This window comes from Pseudoalteromonas sp. S1650 (genome assembly GCF_005887195.1).
In the GTDB taxonomy this organism is placed as follows: Bacteria; Pseudomonadota; Gammaproteobacteria; order Enterobacterales; family Alteromonadaceae; genus Pseudoalteromonas; species Pseudoalteromonas simplex.
In genome coordinates, this window is record NZ_PNDF01000047.1 from 22,144 (window position 1) to 39,364 (window position 17,221).

Annotated in this window: 16 protein-coding genes; 14 read left to right on the forward strand and 2 right to left on the reverse strand. The window is 42.7% G+C overall.

All coding sequences use genetic code 11. The features are described from left to right. Window positions 1-43 precede the first annotated feature (43 nt). The 14 genes from flhA (at window position 44) to CWB80_RS14645 (ending at window position 14,191) form a co-directional block, all read left to right on the forward strand. Window positions 44-2,155: a flagellar biosynthesis protein FlhA gene (gene flhA, locus CWB80_RS14580; RefSeq protein WP_138599036.1), complete on the forward strand. Its 2,112-nt coding sequence runs from the start codon at window positions 44-46 to the stop codon at window positions 2,153-2,155. Window positions 2,156-2,175: 20 nt separating this feature from the next. Continuing rightward, window positions 2,176-3,657 carry a flagellar biosynthesis GTPase FlhF gene (gene flhF, locus CWB80_RS14585; RefSeq protein ID WP_138599035.1) on the forward strand — a complete coding sequence of 494 codons (1,482 nt, stop codon included), beginning with the start codon at window positions 2,176-2,178 and terminating at the stop codon, window positions 3,655-3,657. Then, entirely contained in the window at window positions 3,650-4,510 is an 861-nt protein-coding gene (locus tag CWB80_RS14590) for a MinD/ParA family ATP-binding protein (RefSeq protein WP_054553259.1), read from the forward strand. Before flhF ends, CWB80_RS14590 begins: the two co-directional genes overlap by 8 nt. A gap of 26 nt (window positions 4,511-4,536) precedes the next feature. Further along, window positions 4,537-5,247, forward strand: a complete 711-nt coding sequence (locus CWB80_RS14595) for an RNA polymerase sigma factor FliA (RefSeq protein WP_054562345.1) — start codon at window positions 4,537-4,539, stop codon at window positions 5,245-5,247. Between the two features lie 40 nt (window positions 5,248-5,287). Then, window positions 5,288-5,671 (forward strand): chemotaxis response regulator CheY, encoded by a 384-nt coding sequence (gene cheY, locus CWB80_RS14600; protein WP_016708035.1) that lies wholly within the window; start codon window positions 5,288-5,290, stop codon window positions 5,669-5,671. A gap of 17 nt (window positions 5,672-5,688) precedes the next feature. Next, entirely contained in the window at window positions 5,689-6,456 is a 768-nt protein-coding gene (locus tag CWB80_RS14605; protein WP_138599034.1) for a protein phosphatase CheZ, read from the forward strand. 15 nt (window positions 6,457-6,471) lie between these two features. Next, on the forward strand, window positions 6,472-8,763 hold the full coding sequence (locus CWB80_RS14610; protein WP_138599033.1) for a chemotaxis protein CheA: 2,292 nt from the start codon (window positions 6,472-6,474) through the stop codon (window positions 8,761-8,763). A gap of 62 nt (window positions 8,764-8,825) precedes the next feature. Continuing rightward, complete coding sequence (locus CWB80_RS14615; protein WP_054553256.1) at window positions 8,826-9,986, forward strand: protein-glutamate methylesterase/protein-glutamine glutaminase; 1,161 nt, start codon at window positions 8,826-8,828, stop codon at window positions 9,984-9,986. Further along, window positions 9,979-10,743: a flagellar motor protein gene (locus CWB80_RS14620; protein ID WP_138599032.1), complete on the forward strand. Its 765-nt coding sequence runs from the start codon at window positions 9,979-9,981 to the stop codon at window positions 10,741-10,743. Before CWB80_RS14615 ends, CWB80_RS14620 begins: the two co-directional genes overlap by 8 nt. A gap of 6 nt (window positions 10,744-10,749) precedes the next feature. Next, the gene (locus CWB80_RS14625; RefSeq protein WP_138599031.1) at window positions 10,750-11,709 is read left to right on the forward strand and encodes a flagellar motor protein MotB; all 960 of its coding nucleotides are present in this window, start codon (window positions 10,750-10,752) and stop codon (window positions 11,707-11,709) included. Between the two features lie 11 nt (window positions 11,710-11,720). Then, window positions 11,721-12,491 carry a ParA family protein gene (locus CWB80_RS14630; protein ID WP_054553253.1) on the forward strand — a complete coding sequence of 257 codons (771 nt, stop codon included), beginning with the start codon at window positions 11,721-11,723 and terminating at the stop codon, window positions 12,489-12,491. 2 nt (window positions 12,492-12,493) lie between these two features. Further along, a complete protein-coding gene (locus CWB80_RS14635) occupies window positions 12,494-13,252 on the forward strand; it encodes a chemotaxis protein CheW (RefSeq protein WP_055020708.1) in 759 nt (252 codons plus the stop codon). A gap of 21 nt (window positions 13,253-13,273) precedes the next feature. Then, on the forward strand, window positions 13,274-13,771 hold the full coding sequence (locus CWB80_RS14640) for a chemotaxis protein CheW (protein WP_054553251.1): 498 nt from the start codon (window positions 13,274-13,276) through the stop codon (window positions 13,769-13,771). Between the two features lie 15 nt (window positions 13,772-13,786). Further along, a complete protein-coding gene (locus tag CWB80_RS14645) occupies window positions 13,787-14,191 on the forward strand; it encodes a DUF2802 domain-containing protein (RefSeq protein ID WP_054553250.1) in 405 nt (134 codons plus the stop codon). Between the two features lie 17 nt (window positions 14,192-14,208). Here the strand turns inward: CWB80_RS14645 and CWB80_RS14650 are convergent, their stop codons facing one another. Together CWB80_RS14650 and fliK are read right to left on the reverse strand one after the other, a co-directional pair. Next, complete coding sequence (locus tag CWB80_RS14650) at window positions 14,209-14,517, reverse strand: EscU/YscU/HrcU family type III secretion system export apparatus switch protein (RefSeq protein WP_054553249.1); 309 nt, start codon at window positions 14,515-14,517, stop codon at window positions 14,209-14,211. Between the two features lie 5 nt (window positions 14,518-14,522). Then, window positions 14,523-17,147, reverse strand: a complete 2,625-nt coding sequence (gene fliK / locus CWB80_RS14655; protein ID WP_249362591.1) for a flagellar hook-length control protein FliK — start codon at window positions 17,145-17,147, stop codon at window positions 14,523-14,525. Window positions 17,148-17,221: the final 74 nt, after the last annotated feature.

The window sequence follows — 17,221 nt, forward strand, 5'->3', positions numbered from 1 at the left end:
TTGCAAATTCCGTGTAGTGTCAATTTTTTGAAATTGTTGAATTATGGAATTTAAAGCGGTATTACAACAACTTAACAGAGATAAAAAAGAATATGCGAAGGGTATCGGCACGCCGTTAATGGTACTTGCTGCGCTGGGTATGGTGATTTTACCCCTGCCGCCATTTCTTTTAGATATTCTATTTTCGTTTAATATCGCGTTAGCACTGGTGGTGTTACTGGTTACAGTTTACACCATGAAACCCCTTGAATTTGGTATGTTCCCTGCGGTTCTACTGATTGCAACCATCATGCGCTTAGCGCTGAATGTCGCCAGTACCCGTGTAGTATTACTCGAAGGTCATAACGGCGGTGATGCAGCCGGTAAAGTTATCGAGGCCTTTGGTTCGGTGGTTATCGGCGGTAACTATGCAGTTGGTTTAGTGGTCTTCCTGATTTTAATCATTATTAACTTTGTGGTTATCACCAAAGGTGCAGGTCGTATTTCTGAAGTATCAGCTCGCTTTACTCTTGATGCAATGCCGGGTAAACAAATGGCGATTGATGCTGATTTAAACGCTGGTTTTATCAGTGCAGAGCAAGCCCGTGAACGCCGTGAAGAGGTTACCCGCGAAGCCGATTTCTATGGTTCAATGGATGGTGCGAGTAAGTTCGTAAAAGGCGATGCAATAGCGGGTATCGTTATTCTAGTGATTAACATCGTTGGTGGTTTATTTGTTGGTATGATCCAACATGATTTATCGTTCAGCCGTGCGATGGAAGTGTACACCTTGCTAACCATTGGTGATGGTCTAGTTGCACAACTGCCTTCATTGTTACTGTCAATCGGTACTGCAATCGTTGTTACCCGTCAAAATGAATCGCACAACATGGGCGACCAAGTTAAGACTCAGCTAGGTAACGAAAAGTCTTTGTATATCGCATCAGGTATTTTGATCATCATGGGTCTAGTGCCAGGTATGCCGCATATTGCATTTTTAAGCTTAGGTGGATTACTGGGTTACCTTGCTTACTTCACCCAACAACAAAAAGCCAAAGCAGAAGCCGAAAAAGCAGAGCAAGAAGCAAATGGTGGTGCGCCAGGAACAGGTGTTGCTAATAAACAAGAGCAAAAAGAACTGGGTTGGGATGATGTTCAACAGGTTGACGTTATTGGTTTAGAAGTGGGATATCGCTTAATTCCACTGGTTGATCAATCTCAAGGTGGTGAACTATTAAATCGTATCAAAGGTGTGCGTAAGAAATTGTCTCAGGAACTTGGTTTCTTGGTACCTCCTGTGCATATCCGCGATAACTTAGAGCTTGACCCAAATGCTTATAGAATCACTATGATGGGGGTTTCAAGCGGTGAAGGTGAGCTTAAGCATGGTGATGAGTTAGCGATTAATCCAGGCCAAGTATTTGGTCCAATCAAAGGGGTTGCCACAAAAGATCCTGCATTTGGTCTAGATGCGGTTTGGATCAAACCAGATCAAAAAGATGAAGCGCAGTCACTTGGCTACACAGTCGTTGATTCAGCAACTGTGGTTGCAACTCATATTAGTCAGTTACTTACTAATAGCGCTGCTTTACTGCTTGGTCATGAAGAAGTACAAAACTTATTAGATATGTTAGCGAAGAGTCATCCTCGTCTTGTTGAAGGGCTGGTTCCTGATGTATTACCACTCACTACTATCGTAAAAGTACTACAAAACTTACTCAATGAAGGGGTGGCAATTCGCGATATGCGCTCGATTGTTCAAACTCTTGTTGAGTATGGCCCACGTAGCCAAGACCCAGATGTACTAACGGCTGCAGTGAGAATTTCACTACGCAGACTGATTGTTCAAGACGCTGTTGGTATGTCTTCTGAGATCCCTGTCATAACCTTGGCGCCTGAGTTGGAACAGATGTTGCATCAGTCACTTCAGAATGCAGGTGACGAAGGTGCCGGAATAGAGCCAGGCCTTGCAGAGCGACTTCAACAATCATTGAATGAAGCGCACCAAAACCAAGAAATGGCCGGCGAACCTTCGATACTGTTAACGTCAGGAATGTTACGGACTGTGCTATCTCGCTTCGTTAAGTACACCATCCCAGGTTTAAGGGTGATGTCTTACCAAGAGGTACCAGACGAAAGACAGATTAAGATTGTCAGCTCAGTAGGCCAACAATAGGATAGTAAAGGGGTTGAACCATGAAAATTAAACGTTTTTTTGCTAAAGATATGCGCACTGCACTGAAAGAAGTGAAAGATGAACTAGGTGTTGATGCGGTTATTATGTCGAACAAAAAGCTTGCTAACGGCGTTGAAATCGTTGCAGCTGTTGATTACGACAAAGCAGCCCCGAAAGCCGAAGCTAAACCAGCAGTGGCACAATCAGCACCTGCTCCACAGCATAACTTTGTTAAACCTGAGCCAATGCGTGCTAAACCTGAGCCGCAAGCGAAAGTTGCTGATAGCTTACAAGCGATACTTGAGCGTCAAGCCCCACGCCCTCGTTCGCCAGAGCTTGCGTCAATGTTTAGTCAATCTGGTATTGATACGAGTGAACACTATCAAGCAAAAGAGCCAAGCTTTGAGCAGCAACAGCCACAATACAAGCAAGCTCCTCGTTATCAACCGCAGGCAGCACCTCGTGTACAAACTCAAGCACATAGCTTAGGTTTTGATGACGATTTAGATTCAGGTTTTGATGATTTAGATTCTCCCGCTGAGCATAAAAACTCAGCACCTGCGAATCAATCAGAAATGACGACTATGCGGGAAGAAATGAATGCGATTCGTCAATTACTTGAACACCAAGTATCTGGCTTAATGCAACAGGATATGGCTCGCCGCGATCCGACTCGTGCATGTATGATTGACCGCTTAGCGGGTATGGGCATTGAACGTGATGTTGCTGAGCAAATGGCCTGTTTCATTCCTGACGATGTATCACGTCAACAAGCGTGGCAAGCATTACTGCAAATGGTTGAAAACCAAATGCATACAACGAATAACGAAATCCTACGTCAAGGTGGTGTATTCGCATTAGTGGGCCCAACGGGTGTTGGTAAAACAACGACTGTTGCGAAATTAGCTGCACTGGGTGCACAAAAATATGGTGCTGATAAAGTGGCGTTGATCACCACTGATACATATAGAATTGGTGCCTACGAACAATTGGCTACTTATGGTCGTATTATTGGCTGTGGTGTTAAGCAGGTAAAAGATGCGAATGAATTAGCTGAAGTGCTATACCATTTACGTAATAAGCGTCTAGTATTAATAGATACAGCGGGTATGAGCCAACGTGATTTACGTTTAACTGAGCAATTAAACACCCTAATGCGTAATCAGCGTGTTGATATTCGTAGTTATTTAGTATTAAGTGCAACAGCACAGATAAATGTGTTGCAAGAAACCGTAAGACACTTTAAAAAGGTTCATCTAAGTGGCTGTATCTTCACTAAATTGGATGAATCTTTAAGTTTAGGTGAGATTATTAGTATAGCGATTCAAAATCGCCTGCCAATAGGGTATCTTACTAACGGTCAGCGTGTTCCTGAAGATATTCGCGTAGCGAATGCTGAAAAACTAGTGAAAAAAGCTGAACAATTGTATTTAAAACGAGCAAAAGCACAACATTCACGACGTCAAGCAGTAGCGTCGAACACAGTAGGGATGTATGATTAACACAGTATTAGATCAAGCAAGCGGCCTGCGCAAAATGAATCAAAATAATAATAGTGGCGTTAAAGTTATCGCTGTGACTGGCGGTAAAGGTGGTGTGGGTAAAACCAACGTTTCACTCAATACCGCAATCGCATTAGGGCAGCAAGGAAATCGTGTATTAGTACTAGATGCCGATTTAGGTTTGGCAAACTGTGACGTGATGCTTGGCCTTCGTGTTGAACGTAACTTATCTCATGTTTTGTCAGGCGAGTGTGAGCTTGACGAAATTCTTGTTGAAGGTCCTGCAGGTATAAAAATTGTACCAGCGACCTCTGGTTCGCAAAGCATGGTGGAATTAACACCATCTGAGCATGCAGGCCTTATCCGCGCTTTTAGCGAGTTAAACACTGAGTTTGATATTTTAATTGTCGATACCGCTGCAGGTATTTCTGACATGGTATTAAGCTTTTCTCGTGCAGCCCAAGATGTTGTTGTGGTTGTATGCGATGAACCTACCTCAATTACCGATGCTTATGCGCTTATAAAAGTGCTTAGCCGTGAGCATGGCGTATATAAATTTAAAATTGTTGCCAATATGGTGCGCAGTTTGCGTGAAGGGCAAGAATTATTTGCTAAACTTTCAAAAGTAACGGATCGCTTTTTAGACGTTTCAATGGAGTTGGTAGCTACCATTCCTTATGACGAGAACATGCGTAAATCTACGCGACGTCAAAAGGTGATTGTTGAATTATTTCCAAACTCACCAGCTGCGGTGGCGTTTAAAACATTAGCAACAAAAGCAGTTAAGTGGCCGATCCCTAATCAACCTTCTGGCCATTTAGAATTTTTCATTGAAAAACTAGTAAACGGCTAACTATGACAACATCGGTGAATAAAGCGATGGGATATCAATCAGCACAAAACTTAAATGCGATTGTTGAAAAACATGCCTCTTTAGTTAAAAAAGTGGCGTGCCATCTAATTGCTCGTTTACCTGCCAGTGTCCAACTCGATGATTTAATTCAATCAGGCATGATAGGCCTAATTGAAGCATCAAAAAACTTTGATGCTAGCAAAGGGGCTAGTTTCGAAACTTTCGCTGGAATTCGTATTCGTGGTGCGATGTTAGACGAAATTCGTAGAGGTGACTGGGCACCACGCTCAGTTCACCGAAATGCTCGCCTTGTGGCTGAAACCATTTCCGAATTAGAAAGCACGCTAAATCGTGAACCTAAAGATACAGAAGTCGCTGAAAAACTTGATATAACGCTCGATGAGTACCATCATATTCTACATGATGTAAATTCTAGTAAAGTATTAGGTATAGAGGACTTAGGCGTTGATGAAGACGTCATTACACCTGTAGGTCAGGATTTAGGACTAGACAAACCGTTTAATAACGTTAAAAATGAGCGGTTTAACCAGTCTCTATTAACGGCTATCCAATCGTTACCAGAAAGAGATGCACTTGTTTTGTCTTTGTACTACAACGACGAAATGAACTTAAAAGAAATAGGACACATACTCGATGTTAGTGAATCGCGTGTGAGTCAGATACATGGTCAGGCGATGATTAAGCTCAAAGCAAAAATCAATGACTGGATTAATTAGTAGTAAGTAAATATAGGTTCAAACCTCACCGGAGGATGTTTTGGATAAAAACATGAAAATTCTTGTTGTTGATGATTTTTCTACAATGAGACGTATCATTAAAAATCTATTAAGGGATTTAGGTTTTACCAATGTGCAGGAAGCTGACGATGGGTCAACAGCATTGCCAATGCTACAAAATCAAGAATTTGATTTTGTTGTAACAGATTGGAACATGCCAGGTATGCAAGGCATTGATTTGTTAAGAGCAATTCGTGCTGATGATAGCCTTAAGCATATTCCTGTATTAATGGTGACAGCTGAAGCGAAAAAAGAACAAATTGTTGCTGCTGCTCAAGCGGGTGTTAATGGCTATATCGTTAAACCATTCACTGCTGCGACACTTAAAACCAAATTGGAAAAAGTGTTTGAACGTTTAGGTTAATCTAAGGGGAGAGGCTTATGTCAGCACTAGCTGCGCCTCAAATAAGTTTAGAGCAAGCTCGTCAACTTGTTGAGTTTCTTGAAAATGGTGAACAAGAAAAAGCTGATCAGCTGATACTTGAAACAGCATCAAAAGAACAATCAGAGCTGTTTGCTGAAATCGGTAAACTGACGCGACAATTACATGAAGCGCTAAAAAACTTTGATCTAGATACTCGTCTTTCAGATTTAACTACCGATGCGATCCCAGACGCTAAGCAGCGCTTAAATTATGTTATGGAAATGACAGAAAGCGCCGCTAACAAAACCATGGATGCAGTTGAAGCTAGTTTACCTATAGCGCAACAACTTGCAGATGAAATAGCGACGATTAAACCAACGTGGGATCGTTTAATGAGCCGAGAAATAGAGCTCGGTGAGTTTAAAAAGCTATGTCATAGCTTAGATAATTTTATGAATAACTCGCATACTAAAACCGATGAGCTACAGGGCTTGATGACCAATGTGCTGATGGCACAGGACTATCAAGATTTGACGGGGCAAGTAATCCGTCGCGTCATTGAGTTAGTGCGAGAAGTAGAAGACAGTTTAATTAATCTCTTAACTGTGTTTGGCAGTCAAGAAGATGGTCATCAACAACAAGAAAAACAGGCCATAGAAAAAGCACCTGCAACAAGTGATACACTAGCAGGTCCTGAAGGGCCGATTATTGATAAAGACTCTCGTGATGATGTTGTCTCAGGACAAGATGAAGTCGATGATCTATTATCAAGTCTGGGCTTCTAAGAGGAGAGTAGCTGCATGAGCTTTGAAGTCGATGAAGATATTTTACAGGATTTCCTTGTTGAGGCAGGAGAAATCTTAGAGCTTTTGTCAGAGCAATTAGTTGAGCTTGAGAACAATCCCGAAGACAAAGATCTCTTAAACGCCATTTTTAGAGGCTTCCACACTGTCAAAGGCGGTGCAGGCTTTTTAAGCATGACTGAACTTGTTGATGCGTGTCACGGTGCAGAGAATGTTTTCGATTTATTACGCCAAGGTGTTCGCAGTGTCACTCCTGAGCTTATGGATGTTATTTTACAAGCTCTGGATACCATCAACGAAATGTTCGCAACGATTCAAAATCGTGAGCAACCAGAGCCTGCAGATCCTGCGCTTCTAGACGTTCTTCATAAATTAAGCCAACCACCTACAGCGGAAGAGCTTGCAGGTGAAGATGTATCAGTAGCAGACGATGTAGCAGTTGCACCTGAAGAACCTGCTGTTGAAGAGGCTGTTGTTGATGCACCTGAAGTAACAGCTAACACGGCAGCAGACAATATTGATGAAGATGATCCATTTGCGTTTGATATGTTGTTTGATGGCGGCGGTCTTGCTGATAGTAAGGCAGAACCACAGAATATTGATGAAATTACTGAAGATGAGTTTGAAAGCCTCCTCGATGAATTACATGGTAAAGGTCAAGGGCCAGCATCGGCTGCTACTGAAGCTATTAGCAGTGATAGTGATGACATCACCGATGATGAATTCGACAGTTTATTAGACGAATTACATGGTGTTGGTAATTTTGGTGAAGTAAAACAAGAAAATATAGCCAAACCTGAAACAGTAAAACCTGCACAACCAACTCCTCAAGCGCCAGCAGTAGATACTACAAGCAGTGACTCAGACGATGAAATTAGCGATGACGAGTTTGAGGCGTTGCTTGATGAATTACATGGTAAAGGTACAGCTCCACAGTCTTTAGAAACGGCTGCGCCAGAAAAAGCGCCTGAACCACCTAAAGCTGAACCTGCAAAACCGGCACAGCCTGCAGCATCAAAACCGGCACCTACTCCTAAGCCTGCCGCAGCTGCACCTAAACCGGCTCCAGCTCCTGCAAAAGCACCAGCAGCTTCTGCTGCACCGAAAAAAGCGCCACCACCACAAGCTGAAACAACGGTTCGTGTTGATACCAAGCGCTTGGACGAAATCATGAACATGGTGGGTGAGCTGGTATTAGTACGCAACCGTTTGGTTAGCCTTGCAAATAACAGTAACAGCGAATCAATGGGTAAAGCCATCTCTAATTTAGATGTGGTAACTGCAGACCTGCAAGGTGCGGTGATGAAAACCCGCATGCAGCCAATTAAGAAAGTATTTGGCCGCTTCCCACGCGTTGTGCGTGACTTAGCTCGTAGCTTGAAAAAAGACATTAACCTGCAGCTGGTTGGTGAAGAAACCGATTTAGACAAAAACTTAGTAGAAGCGCTTGCCGATCCGCTCGTGCATTTAGTTCGTAACTCTGTTGACCATGGTATTGAAATGCCAGATGTGCGTGAAGCCGCGGGTAAACCACGTACCGGTACAGTCACTCTTTCTGCTTCGCAAGAAGGCGATCATATCTTATTGACCATTCGTGATGATGGTGCAGGTATGGATGCTGAGAAGTTGAAAAAAATTGCTATCAGCAAAGGTGTGATTGATCACGACCAAGCAAGCCGCTTGTCGGATACCGAAGCTTACAACTTAATTTTTGCTCCGGGTTTCTCAACCAAAGAAGAGATATCTGATATTTCAGGCCGCGGCGTCGGCATGGATGTAGTAAAAACAAAAATCACCCAGTTAAATGGCTCTGTCAATATTCAGTCAGAGCTGGGTGTAGGTACTGTATTAGAAATCAAGGTGCCATTAACACTGGCTATTTTACCGACTCTTATGGTTATTGTTGGCGAGCAAACATTTGCTTTACCACTTGCTGGTGTGAGTGAAATTTTCCATCTTGATTTAACTAAAACTAATGTCGTTGATGGTCAACTGACAATAATTGTGCGTGAAAAAGCGATCCCGCTTTTCTATTTACAACATTGGTTAGTAAAAGGTGCCAACCGCCAAGAGCGTAAAGCTGAAGGTCACGTAGTTATTGTGCAAATCGGTACTAAACAAGTGGGCTTTGTGGTTGACTCGTTAATTGGCCAGGAAGAAGTTGTTATCAAACCTTTAGATGCCTTATTGCAAGGTACGCCAGGCATGGCTGGTGCGACAATTACTTCTGATGGTGGGATTGCATTGATCCTCGACGTACCTAGCATGCTTAAACACTACGTTGGCTAATAATAAATAATAAAGTGCAGCGTTTAACTGCACTTTAAGTGATATAAAACAAGAGAGTGCCAATGGCAGTCAAAGTATTAGTTGTTGATGATTCAAGCTTTTTTCGCCGCAGAGTCAGCGAAATTTTAGAGCAAGACAGCAATATTCAAGTAATTGGTTTTGCCGTAAACGGTCGTGAAGCGGTCGATAAAGCCCGTGAATTAAAACCTGATGTAATTACTATGGATGTTGAAATGCCGGTTCTTGATGGCATTAGTGCCGTGAAAGAAATAATGGCAGCAACACCGACTCCTATTTTAATGTTCTCATCACTCACCCGTGATGGCGCAACAGCAACCCTAGATGCATTGGATGCTGGGGCCCTTGATTTTTTACCGAAAAAGTTCGAAGACATTGCACGCAATAATGAAGATGCAATCGCGCTTTTACAAAATAAAGTAAAAGAAATTGGTCGCCGTCGCATTTCTCGTTTCTCGCGCCCAGCACCTATTTCGAGATCAACTCCGACTCCTACACTAAGAAGTAGTGGCGCTACAAGCAGTAACGGTATTGTCCAGCCTGATCGCAGTTTTAGCCGTCCTGCTGCTGCAAGTTCGCCGGCTGCATCGTCATCGAATACGAGTAATATTCGCGCTTCGGGCAAGAAATATCAATTGGTTGCTATCGGTACATCAACCGGTGGACCTGTGGCGCTTCAAACAATTTTGACTCAGCTGCCAGCTAATTTCCCACATCCTATTTTGCTTATTCAGCATATGCCAGCTGCGTTTACGCCAGCTTTTGCTGCAAGGCTAAATGGCTTATGCAAAATCAATGTTAAAGAAGCGCAAAATGGTGACCGTTTAGTGCCTGGCACCGCTTACTTAGCGCCAGGTGGCCAACAAATGCTAATAGAGGGGCGTGGTGGTTCTCGCACTCTGCGAGTATTTGAAGACGATAGTCCGCGTATTACTTACAAGCCGAGTGTTGATGTGACTTTTGCAAGTGCTGCAAAAACCTTCGGCGGTGATGTGCTAGCTGTAGTATTAACGGGCATGGGCGCAGATGGCCGTGATGGTGCGCGTATGCTTAAGCAAGTCGGTGCGACTATTTGGGCGCAAGATGAAAAAACCAGTGTGGTGTATGGTATGCCACAAGCTGTTGCTAATGCCGGCTTGGCGAGTGAAAGCTTAGCGCTCGCAGATGTTGCGAATCGTTTAACGCGTGAGACTGGTTGTGGATAAACTGTCTTTCTTTGGCTTAATTGTCGCAGTAAGTGCCATCGCCTTTGGTTATGCATTAGAGGGCGGGGTTGTTTCTGCACTGTTTAATGGTCCTGCGCTTATCATCGTGCTTGGTGGTACGCTTGGGGCTGTCATGCTTCAGACTCCTGCTAGTGTTTTTACTAAAACACTTAAGATCAGTCATTGGGTGTTTTTTCCGCCATATCATGATATTGATGCAGCAATCGAGCAAGTAAAGCGTTGGTCACATAAAGCACGTCAAGAAGGTTACTTAGCCCTTGAGTCGGAAGCGCTGTCGCACTCAGACCCGTATGCGGCAAAGGGCTTGAGTCTACTTGTTGATGGTATTGATGAGCAAAAGCTTAGAGATACGCTTGAAATTGATTTAATGCTTGAACGCGAACGCTTACTCGAGGTAAGTCGAGTTTATGAAGCTATGGGCGGTTATAGCCCTACAATTGGTATTTTAGGTGCAGTACTCGGTTTGATTCAGGCCATGCAATTTATCACCGATCCTGAAAAACTGGGTGCCGGTGTTGCTACAGCGTTTATTGCCACGATTTATGGTGTTGGTTTAGCGAACTTATTATTTTTGCCTATGGCGAATAAACTCAAGCAGCAAGTGGAACAAAAAATGCTGTATCATGAACTACTCGCTGAAGGCATTATTGCTATTTCGCAAGGTGAAAGCCCACTAAATATCGAACTAAAACTTGAGGCGTACCGTGTAGAGCGCCCAAGCTTAGTTGACGAGTAATTTATTATGATGCGCCGTCGTCTGCGTCATAACACGTCAAAAAACCAACATACTGAACGCTGGCTTGTCTCTTATGCCGATTATATGACCATCATGTTTGCTTTTTTTGTGGTCATGTATGCGATCGCAATTAGTAAAAATGAAGATTTTCAAATTCTCTCAGATTCACTAGAGCAGGTGTTTGAAAAGTCTGCTCGTCAGCAACAACAGGTTGGCACTGGGGTTAACGGCACAGGCATACTAACTGACAGAGTCAGCCCTGAGAACGACATTCTATACGGTGAGAGCATTCGTAAAGATGAGCAAGGCCCTGAATTACTCGATGGGCAAAGCGAAACCAGCAATATTGAGAAAAAACATCTCGGCAAGCCTCTCGACAGCTTACTTACTAAATTACAGTCTGCGCTCATTGATGAAATTCGTGATGGCGAAGCAAGTTTAGAGCTTCATCAAGATTGGCTCATCATTGAATTAAGCTCTGGTATGTTGTTTTCATCGGGCAGTGCTGTTGCACAGCAGCGTGCAAAACAAGTTGTTAGTTTAGTGAAAGATATTATTGCACCAGTTGATAATTACATTCGTGTGCGTGGTTATACCGATAACGAAGGTATTCGTAATGAGATGTTTCGCTCTAACTGGGAGCTATCTGTAGCGAGGGCGACATCTGTCCTAGTTGAGCTTGAGAGTTTAGGTATTAACCCTGCGCGTATGGCTATTGAAGGTTACGGGCAATATTCACCTTTTGCAAGTAATGACACTGAGCAAGGACGCGCAGAAAACCGCAAAGTGGTTGTTGCGTTGTCTAAATATGGTTTACCACCACAAGAGCCAGAAAACGCAGAACAAGAGTCACAAAACCAACCGCAACAGACGACAGAAATTGAGTTGCCAAGCGATGATAACAGCATTAAAGTGATTCAATTACCACATGGTGGAATTAGGATTACCACGCGCAATGAACAATAATAAGGTGTGATGTGAAAGTTTGGACCGTAGCGAATCAAAAAGGTGGGGTAGGGAAAACAACAACAGCCGTTAGCCTTGCTGGTATTCTCGCTTTACAAGGAAAACGCGTGTTACTTATTGACACCGATCCGCATGCATCATTGACTTATTATTTTGGTATAGATTCAGAAGACTTAGAAGTCAGCGTGTATGATATTTTCGCGCGTGGTAACAGCATGGCCAGTGAAGAAATTTTGCAGGCTCTATGTCCATCAACACTTGAAAACCTAGATATCTTACCTGCGACGATGGCAATCGCGACGCTTGATAGAAGCATGGGCAATAAAAATGGCATGGGCTTAATACTAAAAAAAGCGCTTGCCAAAATTAGCGACCATTATGACTATGCAATTATTGATTGCCCGCCTGTTTTAGGGGTTTTGATGGTCAATGCACTTGCAGCCAGTGAGCGAATTTTAGTGCCAGTACAAACAGAATTTTTGGCTTTAAAAGGGCTTGATCGTATGATGCGCACCATGGAGCTGATGCAAACATCGCAAGCAAAACAGTACCAATATACAATTATTCCTACAATGTACGATAAACGTACTAAAGCATCACTTGAAGCTTACAAGACTCTGCAGGATAATTACAAAGATAAAGTATGGTCAGGCGTGGTTCCTGTCGATACAAAGTTTAGAGATGCTAGTTTAGCACAGCAAGTGCCGATTCAATTTTGCCCGCGTTCGCGTGGCGTTTTTGCCTATCGCGCCCTGCTTGATTACTTAGTTGCACAAGGTTAAAGATGAGTAAGCATTTATTTGCCAATGAAAAAGTGATGACCCAATATTTGGGCGCTTTGTTGTGTGAAGATGAGCCTACAGACCAAAATCTTGAGCCAGTCGCAAAGCTGCTGGAGCAGGTTAAAGAGCCTGAAACTAAGACAGAAGAAAAGCTGACAGACGTTCAGCCTACTCCAGAACCTGTTTTACCACCCCCAGAACCGACTAAAGAGCTTGAGAAAACCGAGAACCAAGCTAATATCAAAGATATAGTCGCAGAACCTAAAGCTGAACTGGTTGCAAAAACCTCGTCTGATCGTCAAGAAGACTATTTTGATGGTGAATTTCAGGCATTATTCTTTGAGGTTGCAGGGTTAACCCTTGCTGTACCGTTAAAAGCATTAGGGGGAATTCATCAGCTGGCAGAGGTTAACCAATTATTTGGTAAACCAAAATGGTTTAAAGGTGTCATGCTAAACCGTGAAGAAAAACTAAATGTTGTTGATACTGCACGTTGGGTTATGCCAGAAAAGTATGATGAAAAATTAGAACAATCATTAGATTATCAGTATTTAATCACCTTAGGTGACAGTCAATGGGGATTATTGGCAGAAAAGCTCGTAAATAATATTACGCTTCGTAAAGAAGATGTAAAATGGCGAGCAAAATCAGGTAAGCGGCCTTGGCTTGCAGGTGTTATCAAAGAGAAAATGTGCGCCTTGATTGACGTTGAAAATTTAAATCAATTGCTAGAGCAGGGCTTAGACAGCCGTGAGCAGTAACTATTTTTACGGAGTAATAGCATGAGTGAAGAAAGACTACTGTCAGCAAATAAAAACGCTGATAGCAACGATGAAGTGTTACAGTGGGTAACCTTTAAACTTGAAGAAGAAACGTACGGCATTAACGTAATGCAAGTACAAGAAGTACTTCGCTATACCGAAATTGCTCCTGTGCCAGGTGCGCCTTCTTATGTGTTAGGTATTATTAACTTACGTGGTAATGTTGTTACTGTGATCGACACGCGTGCACGTTTTGGTTTAATGGGTGCTGAGGTTACTGATAACTCTCGTATCGTTATCATTGAAGCTGAAAAGCAAGTGATTGGTATTTTAGTCGACAGTGTTGCTGAAGTGGTTTACCTACGTAGCTCTGAAATTGACAGTGCGCCAAATATTGGCACAGAAGAAAGTGCTAAGTTTATCCAAGGTGTATCTAACCGTGATGGTGAGTTACTGATCTTGGTTGATCTTAATAAATTATTAAATGACGATGAGTGGGACGAGCTAAGCGCACTATAAGCGTTTGGAAATTATATGCTGTTATACTCTTTGTTTGGTGCCTCAATCTTACTTGTATTAGTGTGTTTGGGGCTTATTTTTGTCAATAACAATAAGCAAGCGGCGGCGATTCAAGCTAAGCAAAAACAGTTACAAGAAGCTCAACAGCAATTGAGTATTTTACGTAGCGAAGTGGCTGAAATGCGAGCTGGCATGCTAAGTATTGGCAAACGTGTTGTTGCTGTTGAAGAAAAAAGTAAAGAGCTTGAACAGCTACAAGATGCACAAAAATATGATGATCCGAATGCGAAAATTTATTCGCGAGCGGTTAAAATGGTTGAGCTAGGCGCTGATTTAGAAGAAATAATTCGTGAATGCGAATTACCCAGAGCCGAAGCTGAGCTACTCATGTCACTTCATAAACAAAAAGGCGCCGAATAGGCGCTTTTTTATTTGAGCTAAGCTTTGATGTTGAGCTTACCTTGAAAGTCTTGCCAACCCGGTGGAAACTTACCACGCAATACGTACGAAAAAGCAATTAATTCAGCAATAACATAATAGAGCTCTTTCGGGATTTCTTCACCTAGCTCAAGATGCGATAAGGTTTGAGCTAAGTCCGCATCTTGGTGTATCAAAATGCCTTTTTGCTCAGCAAGTTTGACGATTTCTTCAGCCAATTCACCAAAGCCTTTACTGGTTACTCGTGGTGAGCTACCCGCTTCGTAGAGTAAGCCAATTGCTGATTTATGCACCGCTTGTTCACTCATAAAAATTACACCTTAATGTTAATAATCGCATGGGATTTATAAAAAGCTTGGTGGTTTGATGTCCCTTGTTGCAAGTTTAACTCACCTACATTTAAACCATGGCCTGCTAATTTATGGCGCAGCGTTTCTAAATGCGGATGAGCAAGCGCTGTCACTTCTTGTGAAGAAGCGAGCAATTGGCAATCAACTGCTTTATCCATCACCTCCGCGGTAATTTGTAACTTGCCAAGCTGAGCATAATCAAAGTTCAATCGCACAAACCAGACATTCTTTGCTTCGAGTTTATTTTTACTTGGCTTTTTATATTGTCCTAAGCTGATTTCTGTTTGCCCTGTTTCAGGAGGTAATTTCATCGGTAAGAAAAACTGCGCTAAAGCACTGTTATCTTGTTGCTGATTGATGGGCGTTGTTTGCACCTGAGCTAGAGTGTTTTTCAGTTGCGAGGCTTCAGCCGCCATGGCTTGCATCGCAGGCTGCTGTAGTTGCTCGAGTAATTTATTGCCGTTAACGGCTTTAAAGTTGGGCACTAACACTTGCAGTAAGGCATCAAGACCAGTTTGATTATTAAAACTAAGGTTGGTTGGTGCTTGATTAATAATTGGCGCGGCAAGTGAAGCCACTGCTAGTTGTTCTAACCCTTGGCTGAAGCTTGCCTGCTGAGTTTGACTAGGCAGTGCTGTTGGCCTGAGGATACTTAAAAGCTCTCGTTCAATCGTTGTAGGGTGCATGTTTTGACTCGAGATCATGCGATTAAATGCTTGATTAACGAGCCTGTTTAAATCTACCGAAGGCGATGTGTTTTGCTCACTCAGGGCTACAAGTTTCTCTGTTAATTGCACTGGCAGAGGCATACTTGCTAACGGTTTACTTTCAGGGAGCGGTAATAGCTTAGCAATCAACGCGGCTTCGATTGGCCTTATCGGCAATAATGGCTGACTCAAGTTCGGCTCTTTTGTTGCTAAGAAGGGGGCGTGTAATTGAGTTTGCTGTTGAACAACTTTTTGTAACCCTACGGTTTGCTCATTGGGTGCTCGAGTCACGAAGTTATGCTGTTTAGTTTGCTCACTCATCTTTTTCAGTACTGAATTAGCGAGGCTACTTTTAACTGGGGCAAGCTGTTCAGATGTTGCTTTGTCAGAGTTTAGAGTATTAACAGAACTGTTAATTGACTTGTTGTCTGCAGGTGCTTTTTGCATAGCATTGTCTAAGCTCAATACAGGGAGTTGTTCTTTGCTATGGTTTGTAGCCAACTGAGTCGCTTGATTTTGTGCGCTAACAAGCGGCTCTAAACTGACTTTTAACAGTTGTAGTAACTGTATTAAAGGTGCTGCCTTGTTATAGCTCACGGGTAAACTAACTTGCTTTGCAGGCTGACTTTCGGTTAATGGCTCTGTTTGTTTAGCCACAGGTGGTGGCGTATTAGCTGTAACTGGCCCACTGGGTTTTTGCGCTACTTGGAGCGCAGTGTGTTGGGGCGCGCTTTGTTGAGCAGCGGCAAGCTTTACTATATTGATTTTATTGGCATTAAAGCCCAGTTGGCTAATCGTATTTTTGCTTTCAATCAGCTGATGCGTTGACTGGTAAACAGCCGCTTTGGTGGTAGCAGGGAGCTTTTCAAAATAGCGCACTGCATCACTAATACGCGTTTTTAAATCAGCAAAACTGTCTTTTAGCCAAGAGCTAATGGGGGAATTTGAGCTGCTCGATGGCGCTAACAACGTACTCTTAGGTTCAACAGCTTGGCTTTTTAATGCTTGATTGAATGTCTCTGACAGCGAGTTCTTTAACAGTATTTGTTGCACAGGCGCTTTATTTATAAGTTCAACAGTATTTTTAACTTGCTGGGGGGTTAGTTTTAATGCATGAGGATGAAATTGCCACTGCGCTTGAATTTGCTTAGCTTGTTTTGGCGATATTGTAGGTAGCGGTAAAGTTAATTCATTACTTTGCTTGTTTGCAACGCTTAACTGTACTTGTTGCCCTGCTAATTTCAAATTCATTTCAGGGGTTTGCTTAGCCACCAACTCAGCTATTTTTTGTTGGCTAACACTTTGCTGATGGAGAGAATCCCCAAAGCGATTAATAATGTTTAAATTAAAGCTATTTTGTTGGTTGGTAGCAGGCAGCAAAATGGCTTTAAGTGGTGCTTCAGCTTTTAAAAGAGCAGCGAGACTATTATTAAGAGCAAACTCAGCTTTTAATGCCGGTAGTTGTAGTAAAGGTTTACTTGGCGCAATCTGAGCTGGGTGCGGCATATTTGTATTTGCACTCCCTTGCGTTAGCAAGTTCAGCAGTGCTTGTAATTGCTGGCTTTTGCCAAGTGTAATCGTCAGTGGTGCTGGTGTGATAGTCAGCTGTTTACCATCACTACTTAATTGAATATTGGCCGCTAAAAAGCGCTCAGTTTTAAGATTTTCTTGCTCTGTTGATAAGCGTAATGTTTGCCATGAGTTATTGATTAGCACGTCCATTTGCACACTGTGCTTACCAATCACGATATTACGGGCAGTTAGGCTCTGTTCAGCCAGCATTTTCAAGGCATCATTAGGTGATTGCTGTGATGCACTGCTGATTGCTTTTGGGTCTAGATTAAGCTGAGTGCTGAGAGTCAACTGGCTTTGTTTATTCATTATTTTAGATCAAATATAAGTTAATCGTTTTAAAGCAATATTCGTATTACCCTATCATTATGGTAGACTAACGC